At 63.1% G+C, this 14665-nt stretch carries 14 protein-coding genes; 4 read left to right on the plus strand and 10 right to left on the minus strand.

What is annotated here, in order from left to right; genetic code table 11:
- Positions 1 to 62: 62 nt before the first annotated feature.
- The 3 genes from NKH01_RS31480 to NKH01_RS31490 form a co-directional block, all read right to left on the minus strand.
- On the minus strand, positions 63 to 332 hold the full coding sequence (locus tag NKH01_RS31480; RefSeq protein ID WP_023718875.1) for a helix-turn-helix domain-containing protein: 270 nt from the start codon (positions 330 to 332) through the stop codon (positions 63 to 65).
- Positions 333 to 651: 319 nt separating this feature from the next.
- The gene (locus tag NKH01_RS31485; RefSeq protein WP_023718877.1) at positions 652 to 1353 is read right to left on the minus strand and encodes a phosphatase PAP2 family protein; all 702 of its coding nucleotides are present in this window, start codon (positions 1351 to 1353) and stop codon (positions 652 to 654) included.
- A 14-nt stretch (positions 1354 to 1367) separates the two neighbouring features.
- Positions 1368 to 1706: a hypothetical protein gene (locus NKH01_RS31490; protein ID WP_352918696.1), complete on the minus strand. Its 339-nt coding sequence runs from the start codon at positions 1704 to 1706 to the stop codon at positions 1368 to 1370.
- A 202-nt stretch (positions 1707 to 1908) separates the two neighbouring features.
- Between NKH01_RS31490 and NKH01_RS31495 the strand changes: the two genes are divergently transcribed.
- Positions 1909 to 3900: a PhoX family protein gene (locus NKH01_RS31495; RefSeq protein ID WP_353024191.1), complete on the plus strand. Its 1992-nt coding sequence runs from the start codon at positions 1909 to 1911 to the stop codon at positions 3898 to 3900.
- Between the two features lie 103 nt (positions 3901 to 4003).
- On the opposite strand, the gene NKH01_RS31500 is transcribed toward NKH01_RS31495, so the two are convergent.
- From NKH01_RS31500 to NKH01_RS31515, 4 genes are all read right to left on the minus strand, one after another.
- Positions 4004 to 4684, minus strand: a complete 681-nt coding sequence (locus tag NKH01_RS31500) for a GNAT family N-acetyltransferase (RefSeq protein WP_023718880.1) — start codon at positions 4682 to 4684, stop codon at positions 4004 to 4006.
- The gene (locus NKH01_RS31505; protein WP_353024193.1) at positions 4681 to 5172 is read right to left on the minus strand and encodes a MarR family winged helix-turn-helix transcriptional regulator; all 492 of its coding nucleotides are present in this window, start codon (positions 5170 to 5172) and stop codon (positions 4681 to 4683) included. Before NKH01_RS31505 ends, NKH01_RS31500 begins: the two co-directional genes overlap by 4 nt.
- 137 nt (positions 5173 to 5309) lie before the next feature.
- Complete coding sequence (locus tag NKH01_RS31510) at positions 5310 to 6071, minus strand: ABC transporter permease (protein ID WP_023718882.1); 762 nt, start codon at positions 6069 to 6071, stop codon at positions 5310 to 5312.
- A 14-nt stretch (positions 6072 to 6085) separates the two neighbouring features.
- On the minus strand, positions 6086 to 7012 hold the full coding sequence (locus NKH01_RS31515; protein WP_023718883.1) for an ABC transporter ATP-binding protein: 927 nt from the start codon (positions 7010 to 7012) through the stop codon (positions 6086 to 6088).
- 263 nt (positions 7013 to 7275) lie between these two features.
- Here NKH01_RS31515 and NKH01_RS31520 point away from each other — a divergent pair, with 263 nt between their 5' ends.
- The 3 genes from NKH01_RS31520 to NKH01_RS31530 all read left to right on the plus strand — a co-directional run bounded on the left by NKH01_RS31520 (position 7276) and on the right by NKH01_RS31530 (position 12286).
- Positions 7276 to 8649 carry a cytochrome ubiquinol oxidase subunit I gene (locus NKH01_RS31520; RefSeq protein WP_353024196.1) on the plus strand — a complete coding sequence of 458 codons (1374 nt, stop codon included), beginning with the start codon at positions 7276 to 7278 and terminating at the stop codon, positions 8647 to 8649.
- On the plus strand, positions 8646 to 9650 hold the full coding sequence (locus tag NKH01_RS31525) for a cytochrome d ubiquinol oxidase subunit II (protein ID WP_352481386.1): 1005 nt from the start codon (positions 8646 to 8648) through the stop codon (positions 9648 to 9650). The genes NKH01_RS31520 and NKH01_RS31525 overlap by 4 nt, the downstream gene beginning before the upstream one ends.
- 101 nt (positions 9651 to 9751) lie before the next feature.
- Positions 9752 to 12286, plus strand: coding sequence for a mechanosensitive ion channel family protein (locus NKH01_RS31530; protein WP_353024198.1), 2535 nt, complete (start codon positions 9752 to 9754; stop codon positions 12284 to 12286).
- 228 nt (positions 12287 to 12514) lie between these two features.
- Here NKH01_RS31530 and msrA read toward each other — a convergent pair whose 3' ends face one another.
- The 3 genes from msrA to NKH01_RS31545 all read right to left on the minus strand — a co-directional run bounded on the left by msrA (position 12515) and on the right by NKH01_RS31545 (position 14432).
- Positions 12515 to 13243: a peptide-methionine (S)-S-oxide reductase MsrA gene (msrA, locus tag NKH01_RS31535; RefSeq protein WP_353006080.1), complete on the minus strand. Its 729-nt coding sequence runs from the start codon at positions 13241 to 13243 to the stop codon at positions 12515 to 12517.
- Positions 13244 to 13320: 77 nt separating this feature from the next.
- On the minus strand, positions 13321 to 13629 hold the full coding sequence (locus tag NKH01_RS31540) for a hypothetical protein (RefSeq protein WP_352848301.1): 309 nt from the start codon (positions 13627 to 13629) through the stop codon (positions 13321 to 13323).
- Positions 13626 to 14432: a DUF1223 domain-containing protein gene (locus NKH01_RS31545; protein WP_502912703.1), complete on the minus strand. Its 807-nt coding sequence runs from the start codon at positions 14430 to 14432 to the stop codon at positions 13626 to 13628. Before NKH01_RS31545 ends, NKH01_RS31540 begins: the two co-directional genes overlap by 4 nt.
- Positions 14433 to 14665 lie beyond the last annotated feature (233 nt).

Here is a 14665-nt window from a genome sequence, read left to right on the forward strand (position 1 = left end):
TTTGAACCGCGCATTGGACTATCCGAAAATCGATTTCGATTTTCGGCGATGCGGCAGTACCGTCAGCCTTGCGGGTTCTGCGGCGTGACAGGCTTGAGGCGAACGCCCCTGCCGCCACGCTCGCTCGCCTGGTTGTCGCCGATCAGCTCGACCCCGGCCTCTTCAAGGGCCTGGATGACCTTCATCAGCGTATCGACCACGCCCCGGACCACGCCGTCGCTCGCTTCCATGCGCTGAATGGTTGGAAGCGAAACCCCGGCGCGCTCGGCGAGCGTCTTCTGATCGATGCCGGCCAGCGCCCTCGCGGCACGCATCTGCGCGGCAGTGATCATCGGCCATAACGCCCGTCTGAGTCTGCGATATCACGTGTAATACCTTCATTATGATGGTTCAAGCATCATCTTGCATATGTGAAACATGCAGCACTCTTTGCCAGCCGATGCGCTAGCATGCTACAATTTCGGCATCGTTTGGCGGGACATCCATTGCGATCCCGATTTCACAGGCAACGACTCAAAAAGGATGAGCAGGTGAAGATATTCAATGCGTTGGCGACCTCGACAGCCTTGCTGTCGATGGTTTTCCTGCTGGCAGGCTGCGGGTCATGGCCTGATCAACAGGCTGATTTGACCGCAAATCGACTGACATGAGTCAGGTGCCGCCGGCCCGCCCGAGCCATCGCTGCAGGAACCGGGCCGCAAGCCAGCACAGCATCGCCCAGGCAAAGCCGGCGCACCAGCCGGCCAATACGTCGGAGGGCCAGTGGACGCCGAGATAGATGCGGCTGATGCCGACCACCACCGTCGTCAGCACCGCCAGACCGAGCACATAGATCTTCGTTGTCCGCCCGGGCAAAAACCGCGCCGCCATGCTGCCCAGCGTCAAATATGTCACCGCCGACAGCATGGCGTGGCCGCTCGGAAACGAAAGTGATGCCACGTCGGCGAGATGCGAGACCAGATCGGGGCGCGGCCGATCTATATCGAACTTGAGCACGCTTGACAGGACCTGGCCGCCCGCTACCGCGATGAACATGAGAAGCGCCGCGCCTGGCCTGCGGATGAGGAGCAGATAGACGATCATTGCTGCCGTGATCAGCACCAACACGCTGGCGCTGCCGAGGCTGGTGATGTCGCGCATCGCTCCTTCCAGCCACGCCGGTCCGATCGGATTGTCGGGTTGGCCGGCCTTGCGGAAGGCAAGCAGGATTTCGGTATCGAAGGCATGCGGCGTAGTGGCCCGCGCCATCTCCATTAGCTCCTCGAACCCCCACAGCCCGCCGGCAATGATCAGCCCGGCCAGCAGAACCGGGAACTCCAGCCAGTTGCGCAGTCTGCTTGCGGTCTTCTTCATCGGCCCGATCGCAGTTACAGCCTTTGCAGATAGGGCCCGAGCGTGATCAGCGCCACAGCTGCGATAGCAAGCACGATGCCGGTTGCCTGTAAGGCATTGACGCGCTCGCCGAAGAAGACCAGCGCCACCACATTCACCGACACCAGCTGGATCACCGCTGACAGGCTGAACGACACCGACATGCCGAATTCTCGGATCAGCCTCAGCATGATCAGATTGCCGAGCGAATAGAGCGCTAACGTCAGCACGATCTTGCCGAGGCTCGGCGCCAGTCCCCATTGCTTCGCCGCCGTCGCCGCCAGCAGGAAGATCACTGTCGAAATGCAGAGCTGCCCAAGTCCCCAGAAACTCACTTTTTGCTCCTCCCGATGCGGTCCTTACGCGCCTGCCGCAGCTCTTGTTTCCGAAGCGCCGGTCGCGGTCAAGCGGGCCGATGTTGGATACGAAATCGCAGGTGGCAATTAGCCGGCATGTCATCAAACTGTGACCTGCCGGCGATACCGGATTGGCCAGGCAACACGCTCCAGCAATCCATCCAGCCAGAGGCAGGCCCCTATGACCGAACATCGCACCCCTGACGCCCATTTCCGCACCAGCCTGCTCGAGGAAAACGATGGGCCAGGAGCCAATCCCAGCGACAACCGCACCATGGGTGAGATCATCGCCGCGCGGTTCTCGCGCCGCGGCTTCCTCAAGGGCTCGCTTGCCGTCTCGGCCATAGCCGCTACCGTCAGCCCGCTGGCGCTGATCACCGCCGACAACGCCCGCGCCGCCGAAGGCTCCGCCTTCGCTTTCGACGAGCTCGAGGCCGGCATCGACGACAAGCATCACGTCGCACCCGGCTATGACGCCGACGTGCTGCTGCGCTGGGGCGATCCGCTGTTCGCCGATTCGCCGGAATTCGATCCGACAAAACAGTCGGCGGAAGCCCAGGCCAGACAATTCGGCTACAACAATGACTATGTCGGTTATATCCCGATCGACGGCTCGGCCGAGCACGGCCTGCTGGTCGTCAACCACGAATACACCAATCCGCACCTGATGTTTCCGGGCCTCGTCACCATCGTCGATGGCAAAGCCAAGCAGGCGCCTCTCAGCAAGGAACAAGTCGACGTCGAGATGACGGCGCATGGCGGCACCATTGTCGAGATCCGCAAGGAAGCCGGCAAATGGCAGGTCGTTCGCGACGGCAAGCTCAACCGCCGCATCACCTCCAACACCGAGATCGCGCTGTCCGGCCCCGTCGCCGGCCATGACCGAGTCAAGACCAGCGCCGACCCGAGCGGCACGAAAGTTGTCGGCACCGTCAACAACTGCGCCGGCGGCGTCACGCCGTGGGGCACCTATGTCATGGCCGAGGAGAACATCCACGGCTATTTCTCGGGCGAGCTGCCGCAAGGCCACAAGGAAGCCGCCAATTACAAGCGCCTCGGCATTCCCGAAGGTGCTTATGAATGGGCAGCGCATTACGACCGTTTCGACATCGGCAAGGAGCCGAACGAGCCGAACCGCTTTGGCTGGATCGTCGAGGTCGACGTCCAGGATCCGACTTCGGTGCCGAAGAAGCGCACCGCAATGGGCCGCTTCAAGCATGAGGGCGCCGAATCGATCGTCGCCAAGGATGGCCGTGTCGTCTTCTACCTCGGCGACGACGAGCGCTTCGACTATGTCTATAAGTTCGTCACCACAGGCAAGTTCAATCCGGACGACCGCGCCGCCAATATGGATTTGCTCGACGACGGCACCTTGCATGTCGCCAAGTTCGCCGAGGACGGTTCGGTCGAATGGCTGCCGATCGTCTTCGGCCAAGGACCGCTGACGGCGGAGAACGGCTTTGCCAGCCAGGCCGACGTGCTGATCGAGACGCGCCGCGCCGCCGACCTGCTCGGCGCCACCAAGATGGACCGCCCTGAAGACATCCAGCCCAATGCCGCCAACGGCAAGGTCTATGTCATGCTGACCAACAATTCGAAGCGCAAGGCCGATCAGGTCGACGCCGCCAACCCGCGTGCCGAAAATGCCTTTGGCCACATCATCGAGATCGTCGAGGACGGCGGCGATTTTGCCGCCACCAAGGGCAAGTGGGAGGTGCTCTTGAAATGCGGTGATCCCTCGGTTGCGGCAGTCGGCGCCACCTTCTCGACCGCAACCACGGCCAATGGCTGGTTCGGCATGCCGGACAATTGCGCGGTTGATTCGACCGGCCGCCTCTGGGTCGCCACCGACGGTCAGGGTCCGAAGGCCACTGGCCGCACCGACGGTCTGTGGGCGGTCGATACGGAAGGGCCGGCGCGGGCGACCTCAAAACTGTTCTTCCGCGTGCCGATCGGCGCCGAAATGTGTGGTCCCCTGTTTGCGCCGGACGACCAGACCGCTTTCGTTGCCGTCCAGCATCCAGGCGACGGTGGCGAGGACTGGGAGGCTTTCGGCCGTCCGTCCTACTATGAGGATTTGTCGACCCGCTGGCCCGACTTCAAGCCGGACATGCCGGTGCGGCCGGCGGTCGTTGCCATCACCAGGCAAGGTGGTGGCAAGATCGCGGTCTGACACGCAGCAAGGTCTTGCAGTCTCAAGGAAGGATTTCGGCGATACGAAATCCTTCCTTTCCCGATGCGGGATGCATCCATGCTACGCATTATGCGCCGACGAATCATTCGGTGCGCTGAACCACGGCCACATTCATTGTGCTTCGCAACCTGAAGCCAATGGACTCGTACAATCTAATGGCCGTGGCGTTGCTGGCATAGGCGTGGAGATAGGGAACTTCGCCGCGTGCCACTATCCGGTTTGCCACGAATATTGACAACAGCTTGCCCAGGCCACCGCCGCGAAATTCCGGATGTGAGCACACCCCGCTGAGTTCGGTATAGCCAGGTTGCTTCATGCGCTCGCCGGCCATCGCCGCAAGTCTGCCCTCGATTTTCACACCCCAAAAATCGCCCAGGCTCAAGGCTTCGAGCGTGAATGGGCCAGGCTTGGTGACCAACGCCAGAGCCAGCATCTCAGCGGCGTCGTCTCGCGTCAGACGTTGCACGCGCTGGTCGGAGACGATCTGCAACGGCTGCTCGGCAATCATCTGAACCCCGGCTGCGGTCGACGTCGCGGAAAGCCCCGTGGGCAGAGCAATGGCGTCCGCTTGAAGCAGGATCACACTCTCGCCTGGGGAGACAAGCTTTTCAAGTGCCCGCAGGCTTTCCGCGTCGTCCGCGCCAGTGGCGGCGAAAGGAACAATCGACGGCCGATATCGCCTGGCGAGGTTGCCACCTTGCGCGAAGGCCTGATGTCGCGTCTGAAGCGCGCTCCAGATCGGGCGGTCAAGCAGGTGTTTCATTGCACGGCATCTCTCGGTTTTGGTGCACGACGGTCGAGAGGAGCCGCGGCGAGGCCGTCCTCGATGGCGGCCAACTGATCGAGAAGCGGCCCCGAAAGATCCGCGCACAGATCCGCGACGGCGTTCTCGATGCGCGACCAGACCTCGCGCTTTGCGACATCGACCAGCCGCCGGCCGTCCCTGGTGAGGGAGACGACCCTGCGCCGCTGGTCATCGATCGACGGACTGACCTCGAGCAATCCCAACTCGGTGAGAAGCGAGACGCTTCGCGTTACGCCTGGCTGCGCGATGCCAAGGGATTGCGCCAGTTCCCCGACAGGCAGGGGGCCTAGCCTGTCGAGCGCGGCCAGCAGTGGGTACTGGCTCGCCTGAACCGGAACATCCAGCCGGTCGAGAAGGCGCTGCGCCTCCGCTTGCAGTTGCTCGCCTATACGCTTCATCCTGCTGCCCAGGCACAGGAAGCCAAGCGATCGTATGACGTCTTCCATAGGCCAATCCGCCTCGCGATAAATCATAACATGATATATAACAAAACATGAAGGTCAAGGGGCTATCGTCGCAGGGGCTGCACTCAGTGCTGTTTCCGTTGATCGATAAGGCTGCTTTGCCTGGCAAGGCCAATCGATCAGTTGCGCAGCCGGTAGCCGGTTCTGAAGATCCAGGCGACGATCGCTATGCAGACAAGCAGGAAGACCACCGTCATGCCGAGGCTGACGCCGACCGAAACGTCGGATTTGCCGTAGAAGCTCCAGCGGAAGCCGCTAACCAGGTAGACCACCGGGTTGAACAGCGTCACCGTGCGCCAGATGCCGGGCAGCATGTTGATCGAATAGAAGCTGCCGCCGAGGAAGGTCAGCGGTGTGATGATCAGCAGCGGCACCAGCTGCAGCTGCTCGAAGCTTCTTGCCCAGATGCCGATGATGAAGCCGAACAGGCTGAAGGTCACGGCCGTCAGCACCAGGAAAGCGAGCATCCAGAACGGATGCTCGATCGTCAGCGGCACGAACAGCGAGGCCGTCGCCAAAATGATCAGGCCAAGCACGATCGACTTTGTCGCCGCACCTCCGACATAGGCAATGACGATCTCCAGATAGGACACCGGCGCCGACAGCAATTCGTAGATCGAGCCGACGAATTTCGGAAAGTAGATGGCGAAGGAGGCGTTGGAGATCGACTGCGTCAGCAGCGACAGCATGATCAGCCCCGGCACGATGAAGGCGCCGTAGCTGATGCCGTCGATCTCGGTGATGCGCGAGCCGATGGCCGAGCCGAAGACTACGAAATAGAGCGACGTCGAAATGACCGGCGAAACGATGCTCTGCAGCACAGTGCGAAGGGCGCGCGCCATCTCCACCCGATAGATCGCCCATACCGCATGAAGGTTCATGGCCGCGCGCGGGTTCATGCCTGTTTCCTCACCAGATTGACGAAGATCTCCTCGAGCGAGCTGTTTTCCGTATCGATGTCGCGGAACTGGATGCCGGCCGCCTCGAGCTCGCGGATCAGCGAGGCGACGCCCGGCCGTTCGCTCTGGTTGTCATAGGTATAGGTCAGCTGCCCGCCATCGGGCGAAAGCTCCAACGCGTAGTGCGAAAAAGCATCGGGAACGGTGGCCAACGGGCTGCGCAGTTCCAGCACAAGCCGTTTGCGGCCAAGCTTGCGCATCAGCTCGGCCTTGTCCTCGACCAGCACGATCTCGCCGCGGTTGATGACGCCGACGCGATCGGCCATCGCCTCGGCTTCTTCGATGTAGTGCGTGGTCAGGATGATGGTGACGCCGTCTTCGCGCAGCCGGCGCACCATCGCCCACATGTCCTGGCGCAGCTCGACATCGACGCCGGCGGTCGGTTCGTCGAGGAACAGGATTCGCGGCTCGTGCGACAACGCCTTGGCGATCATCAGCCGGCGTTTCATGCCGCCGGACAGCGTGATCGCCTTGGCGTCCTTCTTGTCCCAGAGCGACAGGTCGCGCAGCACTTTTTCGACGAACGCCTTGTCCGCCGGCTTGCCGAACAGGCCGCGGCTGTAATTGACCGTCGCCCACACGCTCTCGAAGGCATCGATGGTCAGTTCCTGCGGCACCAGCCCGATCAGGCCGCGCGCAGCGCGGTAGTCGCGGTTGATGTCATGGCCGTCGACCGTGACGGTGCCCGACGAGCGGTTGACGATGCCGCAGACGATCGAGATCAGCGTCGTCTTGCCGGCGCCGTTCGGCCCCAGCAGCGCAAATATCTCGCCGCGCACGATATCGAGATTGATCTCCTTCAACGCCTTGAAGCCGGTGGCGTAGGTCTTCGTGACCCCGGAAATCGAGATGATCGGCTGCATGGCTGAAAACGGCTGCTTGAAACAGAGTTGTTGATTTAATCCGCTGAATGTCGGTGCGCAAATCCGGATGTCAATGGCGCTCCTGACAGTTCTGGACATCGAGGTTCGCCGGAATAGGCAACACCCGCCTGGTCGTCCAGCAAAATTCCACGCAAAAGCAGATTAACCGGCACTGCGGCGTTCCGCCTCGCGGCGGGACGCCGCTTTGACCGCCCGGCGCATGAAGCCTATCCTTGTACAAACAAGCAGCAGCTGGAGCCGCCATGGACCCGCTCATCCTGTCGCGCATACAGTTCGGCGCGAACATCTCGTTCCACATCCTGTTCCCGGCGATCACCATCGCGCTCGGCTGGGTGCTGCTGTTCTTCAAGCTCCGCTACAACGCGACAGGCGACTCCGCCTGGATGCGCGCTTATTTCACCTGGGTTAAGGTATTCGCGCTGTCCTTCGCCATGGGCGTGGTTTCCGGCGTCACCATGAGTTTTCAGTTCGGCACCAACTGGCCGGGCTATATGGAGACGGTCGGCAACATCGCCGGCCCGCTGCTGGCTTACGAGATCCTGACGGCCTTTTTCCTCGAGGCGGCGTTCCTCGGCATCATGCTGTTCGGCTTCCGCCGCGTCTCAAACCGCGTCCACACGCTGGCGACGGTGCTGGTAGCCGGCGGCACCACTCTGTCCGCCTTCTGGATCATCGCCCTCAATTCGTGGATGCAGACGCCGGCCGGCTTCGAAATTCGCGATGGTGTTGCGCACGCCACCGACTGGTGGGCCGTTGTCTTCAATCCGTCCATGCCCTACCGGCTCGTTCATATGCTGCTTGCTTCGGGGCTGACCGTCTCGTTCCTGATCGCTGGCCTGTCGGCGCTGCGCTATCTCTACGGCGATCGCTCGGAATCGATGTGGAAGGCGCTGCGCACCGGTGTCTTCGCCGCCGCGATCCTGATCCCGATCCAGATCTTTGCCGGCGACCAGCACGGCCTCAACACGCTTGAACATCAGCCGCAGAAGATCGCCGCCATGGAGGCCAACTGGAACACCGGTCCCAACGTGCCGCTGGTGCTGTTTGCGCTTCCCGACGAAGCGGCCAAGGAGAACAGGTTCGAGCTCACCATTCCCGACGGCGCCAGCCTCATCCTCAGGCACAGCGCCGGCGGCATCGTACCGGGGCTGAACGATTATGCCGGCAACCATCCTCCGGTGTTTCCGGTGTTCTGGGGCTTTCGCATCATGGTCGGCACCGGCCTGTTGATGCTCGCCGTCTCCTGGTCGGCGGCCTTCTTCCTCAAGCGCCGCCACAGCCTGCCTAAGCCGCTGGCGCTGGTCATGGTGCCGATGGCGCTGTCCGGCTGGCTGGCGACGCTGGCCGGCTGGTACACCACCGAGATCGGCCGCCAGCCCTGGCTGGTCACCGGCGTGCTGCGTACCGCCGATGCTGTCGGCCCGGTCGCCGGCAGCCATGTCGCGCTGTCGCTCGCGGTCTATCTCATCCTCTACGTGCTGCTGCTGATCGCCTATCTCGGCGTGTTGGTGCATCTGGCATTGAAGGCGGCGAAGGATGGTGACACCTCGCCGCTGCCGGGCGTCATGAACAGGCCGCTGTCGCAGCCGGTTGCGCAACCGGGAGAAACATCATGAGCTTCGACTGGCCGACCCTGTTACCTCTGATCTTCGCCGGCCTGATGGGCCTAGCCATCCTGATCTACGTCATCCTCGACGGCTTCGATCTCGGCATCGGCATCCTGTTCGCGGCAGCCGAAGACACCGAACAGGATACGATGATCGCCGCCATCGGCCCGTTCTGGGACGCCAACGAGACCTGGCTGGTGCTGGCGGTCGGCCTGCTGCTGGTCGCCTTCCCATTGGCGCACGGCACCATCCTGACCGCGCTCTACATTCCGGTTTTCGTGCTGCTGGTCGGCTTGATCCTGCGCGGCGTCGCCTTCGATTTCCGCGCCAAGGTGCCGGCCGGCAGGAAGCACCGCTGGAACCGCATCTTCTTCCTCGGTTCGGTCATCGCGTCGCTGGCGCAGGGCTATATGCTCGGCGTCTATGTGCTCGGCCTCGACGTCGGCCCTGGCGGCATGGCTTTCGGGGCGCTGGTGGCGCTCTGCCTTGCCGCCGCCTACGCGGCGATGGGCGCGGCCTGGGTCATCTACAAGACGGAAGGCGACTTGCAGAAGAAAGCGGTGCTGTGGCTGCGCACGGCACTGGTGCTGACCGCGCTCGGCATGGTTGCAGTATCACTGGCCACGCCCTTTGCCAGCGCGCGCATCTTCGACAAATGGTTCGTCTGGCCGGCCATGCTCTATTTGTCGCCGTTGCCGATCCTGTCGGCAGTGCTGTTCCTGTGGCTGTGGCGCCAGACCTTTCATCTGCCGAAGCCCGACGATCGCCACGCGCTGCTCCCGTTCCTCACATTGGCCGCGATCTTCACGCTTGGCTTTGCCGGGCTCGCCTGGTCGTTCTACCCCTTCGTCGTGCCCGACCGGCTGACCATCTGGCAGGCTGCTTCGGCACCCGAAAGCCTGGCCGTCATCCTGGTCGGGACAGTCGTCGTGCTGCCGATCATCATCTTCTATTCGTTCTTTGCCTACCGCGTGTTCGGCGGCAAGGCGACGGATCTGACCTATGACTGACCGGCTTCGCCGGCGCCGGCCGAAACAGAATATTCATCTTCAAGCGGAATAACCCTCTCTGGCCGGCCCAGCAGAATCGCCGGCAGAAGAAGGGCAACAGAATGACCCCCTTTTTTGCGGCGAGACAGGATCGGCTGTTGCTGATGCTGATCCGGACGGTCGCGCTGGTCGGCGCACTCGCGCTTGCAGGCCTGCTGCCGGCCATGCCGCAGGCGCATGCGCAGGACGCGGCCAGCTGGACCGGCGTGTGGGACACGAAATGGCGCGGCGGCGGCGCCCAGATCAAGTTCGAGCAGACCGGCGCCGACGTAAAGGGCGTCTACCCGCTTTACAGCGGCCGTATCGAGGCGAAGGCCGAAGGCGACAAGCTTGTCGGCCACTGGTTCGAAGGCGACCGCCAGGGCGCCTTCACCTTCGTCCAGTCGCCTGACGGCGAAAGCTTCATGGGCCGTTTCGATGTCGCCACCGCCGAATGGTGGACAGGCGTGCGCGTCAGCGCCGTCGAGGACGTCCGTGTCGACCAGTCGAGCCCGATGAGCACCATGCGCTCGTTCCTGCAGACGATGAACGAGAGCGGCGCCGACAACGTGCCGCGCGCGACCGGCGGCGGCATGGGTCTTGCCGGTCTGGCAGCGGGCCTCGTCGACGTCACCGAGGCCGACCGCGGCGGCCTCAACATGCCCGATTACACCAAGCTCCTGTTCACCGTCATCGACAACGCGACGTTCCGCCTGTGGAGCCTGCCGCATGATACGATTGCCGGCGACGAGGTGACGGCGACGCTCCCGCAATATGGCACCAGGGTTTCCTTCGATCTCACCTTTCGCCGCAAGAATGGGGAGTGGTTTATCGTCGGGCCGCCACTTGGCCAGCTTCAGGCCAAGCTCGCCGAATTCCAGGAAGCGCGTGGCGAAGCCGTCGACATGGTGGACGATCCGAGCAGGCTCGCCTCGCCACGCGATACGTTCAAGGTACTGTTGAGCGGCCTCACCGAGGCCGGCGATCCGGCACAGGCGGCGCTCGACCTGCGCAACTACAGTCAGGCGGTGCGCGGCGACGAGGCGTTCCTGCTCGAGCGCTATCTCAAAAAGGTCATCGACCGCATCGGCTATGTCTACTGGCAGGAGATCCCCGACGACCCGAAGAGCAACACCCCCTTCATCTATTTCGAGCATCCCGCCGGCAACATCGTCATCGGCCCTGTCGAGACCGAGAAGGGCAAGATCTGGCAGTTCACGCCCGAGACGCTCGCCCACATCCGCGCGCTCTACGCCGACGTGGAAGACGTGCCGGTGGCGCCGGAGTTCGCTGCCTTCGCCAGCACCGACCCGTTCTTCATCGCCCGTGGCCTCGCCCGCGAGATCAGCCCCGGCCTGCTCACCCGCGCCGGACCGATGGAGCACTGGCAGTGGTGGATGCTCGGCCTTGCCGCAGTGGCCGGCATCGTCTTCGGCTTCATCGCCAATGCGCTGATTTCCTTGTTTGTGCGAAGGACGGACAGCTCGGCCTTCTTCCGCATCGTCGAATGGGCGGTGCGCTCGATCGTGCTTGGCTTCTTCCTGCTGTTGACGCCGCGCCCGCTCGGCCTGCCGCAAGTGGTCGCCGCCCCGGTCAAGGCAATCGCCTGGAGCCTGATCGTGATCGGCGCCGTGCCGGTGGTCTGGCACCTGATCGGCAAGGTCGCCGAACACTATCGCGGGCTGTGGCAAGTGCCCGGCTATCACGACACGCTGATTTCGCTGTCCACCGGCGTCGCGCGCGTCGCCGTGCTGGTCGTCGCCTTCCTGCTGTTGGCCGAAGTGCTCGCCATCCCTTATGAAGGCGTCATTGCCGGTCTCGGCATCGGTGGCCTGGCGGTGGCGCTGGCGGCGCAGCCGACGCTGCAGAACTTCCTCTCCGGCCTGACGCTCTATGCCGATCGGCCGGTCAGCGTCGGCGACTTCTGCAAGTTCGGCGACCAGTCCGGCACGATCGAGCATATCGGCATGCGCTCGACACGCATCCGGTCGCTCGACCGCACGATCATCTCGGTGCCGAATTCGGATTTCGCCGGCATGCAGATCGAGAACTACGCGCATCGCGACCGCACCCGGTTCGCGACGACGCTGCAGCTGCGCTACGAGACCACGCCCGATCAGCTGCGCTACGTCCTGGCCGAGCTGCGCAAGCTGCTGATCGCCCATCCGCGCGTCGTCGACGAGCCGTGCCGCGTGCGCTTTGCCGGCTTCGGCGCCTATTCGCTCGACATCGACGTGTTCACCTACGTCAAAACCGCCGACGTGGCCGAGTTCCAAGCCATCCGCGAGGACATCCTGTTGTCCATGATCAACATCATGGATGATGCCGGCGCGCAGTTCGCCTTCCCCTCATCGCTGGAATACAGAGCCACCGACCTTCCGATCGACGACGAAAAACGCATCGCCGCGGAGAAAAGGGTCAGCGATTGGCGCGAGACGGAAAACCTGCCTTTCCCCGACTTCAGCCAGATCGACAAATTCGCGTTCAACAACACACTTGCCTACCCGCCTGAGGGCTCGGCGCATTATCGTGAGACAGAGCCCGACCCGGACTCGGCCGAGGCAAAGGCGACGCTGGAGAAAGTGCGCTGGAGCCTGCCCTGGAAAAAGGGGGTTTAGGTCGTTTGCGCAGAGGCGTCGGCGATCCTTCGCGCCCCCCTCTGGCCTGCCGGCCATCTCCCCCACAAGGAGCGAGATTGCAGCGTCGGCGCCGGCTCCCTCCCTCCAACATCGGTGGTTGGCGAAAGCCGGGGACATCCAATCTCCCCCCAAGTGGGGGAGATGGCCGGCAGGCCAGAGGGGGGCGCTGTCCCGCCGACGCTTCCAGTTTAGGCAGGCCCCAAAAGCTCAGCTCTTGTTGGCGGCCAGCACCAGCACCGGCTTTTCGCTGTAGAGGTTGGGGAACAGCCGCTTCAGATTCTCGACCTTGGGAAGATCATTGTAGACGATATAGGGATAGGTCGGGTTGAGCGTCAGGAAGTCCTGGTGATAGTCCTCGGCCGGATAGAAGGTCTTGCCGGTCTCCAGCGTCGTCACGATCGGCTTTGCAAACACCTTGGCCCTGTCGAGCTGGGCGATGTAGCTTTCGGCGATCTTTTTCTGCGTGTCGTTTTCGGCAAAAATCGTCGAGCGGTACTGGGTGCCGCTGTCCGGCCCCTGGTAGTTCAGCTGCGTCGGATTGTGCGCCACCGAGAAATACACCTGCAGCAGCTGGCCATAGCTGACTTTGGATGGCTCGTAGGTGATCTCGACGGATTCGGCGTGGCCTGTCCGGCTGGTGCCGACCATTTCATAGACGGCCGTGTCCTTGTCGCCGCCCGCATAGCCGGAGACCGCGCTGGTTACGCCGTTGACGTGCTGGAACACGCCTTGGACGCCCCAGAAGCAGCCGCCGGCGAAGACCGCCTTTTCGGTCCCGGCGGTGGCCTTCTCGTCCATTGCCGGCGGCGGGATCACCACCGCGTCTTCGGCCGAGACTGCCGGTGTCTGCCAGAACACGGCAGCAGCAGCCGTGAGGATGAGCGCGGCAAGTGCTGCTTTTGCGAAAATCGACGATCGTTTCAGGGCTCCGGTCATGTCTGATCTCCCATGATGCTGGTGTGGATTATACGACGGATAGATCCGCCGGGCTCTCACATTGCTGTGCGCATCGCCTATTTGGCCGGAGCCATGGCATCGCAGGCCTTGGTCGCCTCTGCCTTCTTCATGGCGTCCGTCTCGGCGGCGGCCTTGTCCATGCAGTCGGCCTTCATCGGATCGCCCGCCTTCATCGCAGTTGTGGCCATTGCATCAGGCGCCATGGCGCCGGCCGGCTTCATGGCATCGGTTGCCGGCTTCATGGCGTTTGTCGCCATGGCGTTCGCCGGCTTCATCGCATCTTCGGCCCGCGCCGCGCCTCCGGCAAACAGCGCCGTCGAGCAAAGTGCGAGGGCGAGTGCCGCCAGGGTCAGGTGATTGGTCATGGTGGTCTCCTTGGGTTATGGCAGGGTTGATCGCATGCGGCGGCGCCGCTGCGGCGTTGCGCAAATTCGGAACGGGTTCTAATTCGCAGCGGCACCGAGGATCGGCCCGCGCCCGGCACCTGGACCAGCACCGCGGTGCTGAGGCCGCTTGCAGCGGCCGGCAACGGCAGCGCGGTGGCGTCGCCGGTCCAACTGCCCAGCCTGGTCAGCGAATGCACGACATTGGCGTGCGGCAGCGTGCGCCCGGTGTTTTCGCCGCGCGCCACCGGCACCTCGACGACGCCCTTGTCGTAACGCACCAGCCAGACATCGGCCCTGCCGCCGGGCACCGGACCGGCGCCAATGCTGACCTTCCCGCCGGCGAGCGACAACGAAGGTCCGTCACCGTGGCCGCCACTCGAAATCAGCTGCTCGATCTCGCCCGGCCTGGCGCCGACCGCATCGGCCTTGCCGTTGACCACCACTTGCGGCGTGAACGGGCCGGAACGGCCGAGCGACGGCTCGTAACTGACCTGGCGCTGCGTGAATTCTTCTTTGCCGAATGTGTCCTTCCAGCCGAGATAGTCCCAGTAGGTGACGTTGAAGGACAGCGCCAGCACGCCGGGCTGGTCCTTGACCTTGATCAGATTGGCGTTGGCCGGCGGACAGGACGAACAGCCCTGGCTGGTGAACAACTCGACGACGGTCAGCGTCTGGCCGGCAGCCACGCTGGTTGCCGAAAACCCGATTGCCGAAAACAAAGTCGCCGAAAAAAATGCTAGGGAGAGCCCGACAAGGGCCGTGCTGCGTTTCGATCCGGTCATCGCTGTCCTCTTGTGCGGTTCCATGTCCACACTTCGCCGCCGACGCACGGTTCGTTACAGCATCACCGCTTCGTGATTGAGGAGAAGTCCAAGTTTTTCGTCTTAGGGATTGGCGAGAGCCGAGGCGACATCCGATCTCCCCCCTTGTGGGGGAGATCGGCACTTGGCCCGGCTATTGCGTAAGCACGGTCTCCGAAGGCCGCTTGTTGAAGGCGCATTTGCCGGTCACAAAA

Origin of the sequence: Mesorhizobium sp. M1403, assembly GCF_040317695.1 — a bacterium.
Lineage (GTDB): Bacteria > Pseudomonadota > Alphaproteobacteria > Rhizobiales > Rhizobiaceae > Mesorhizobium.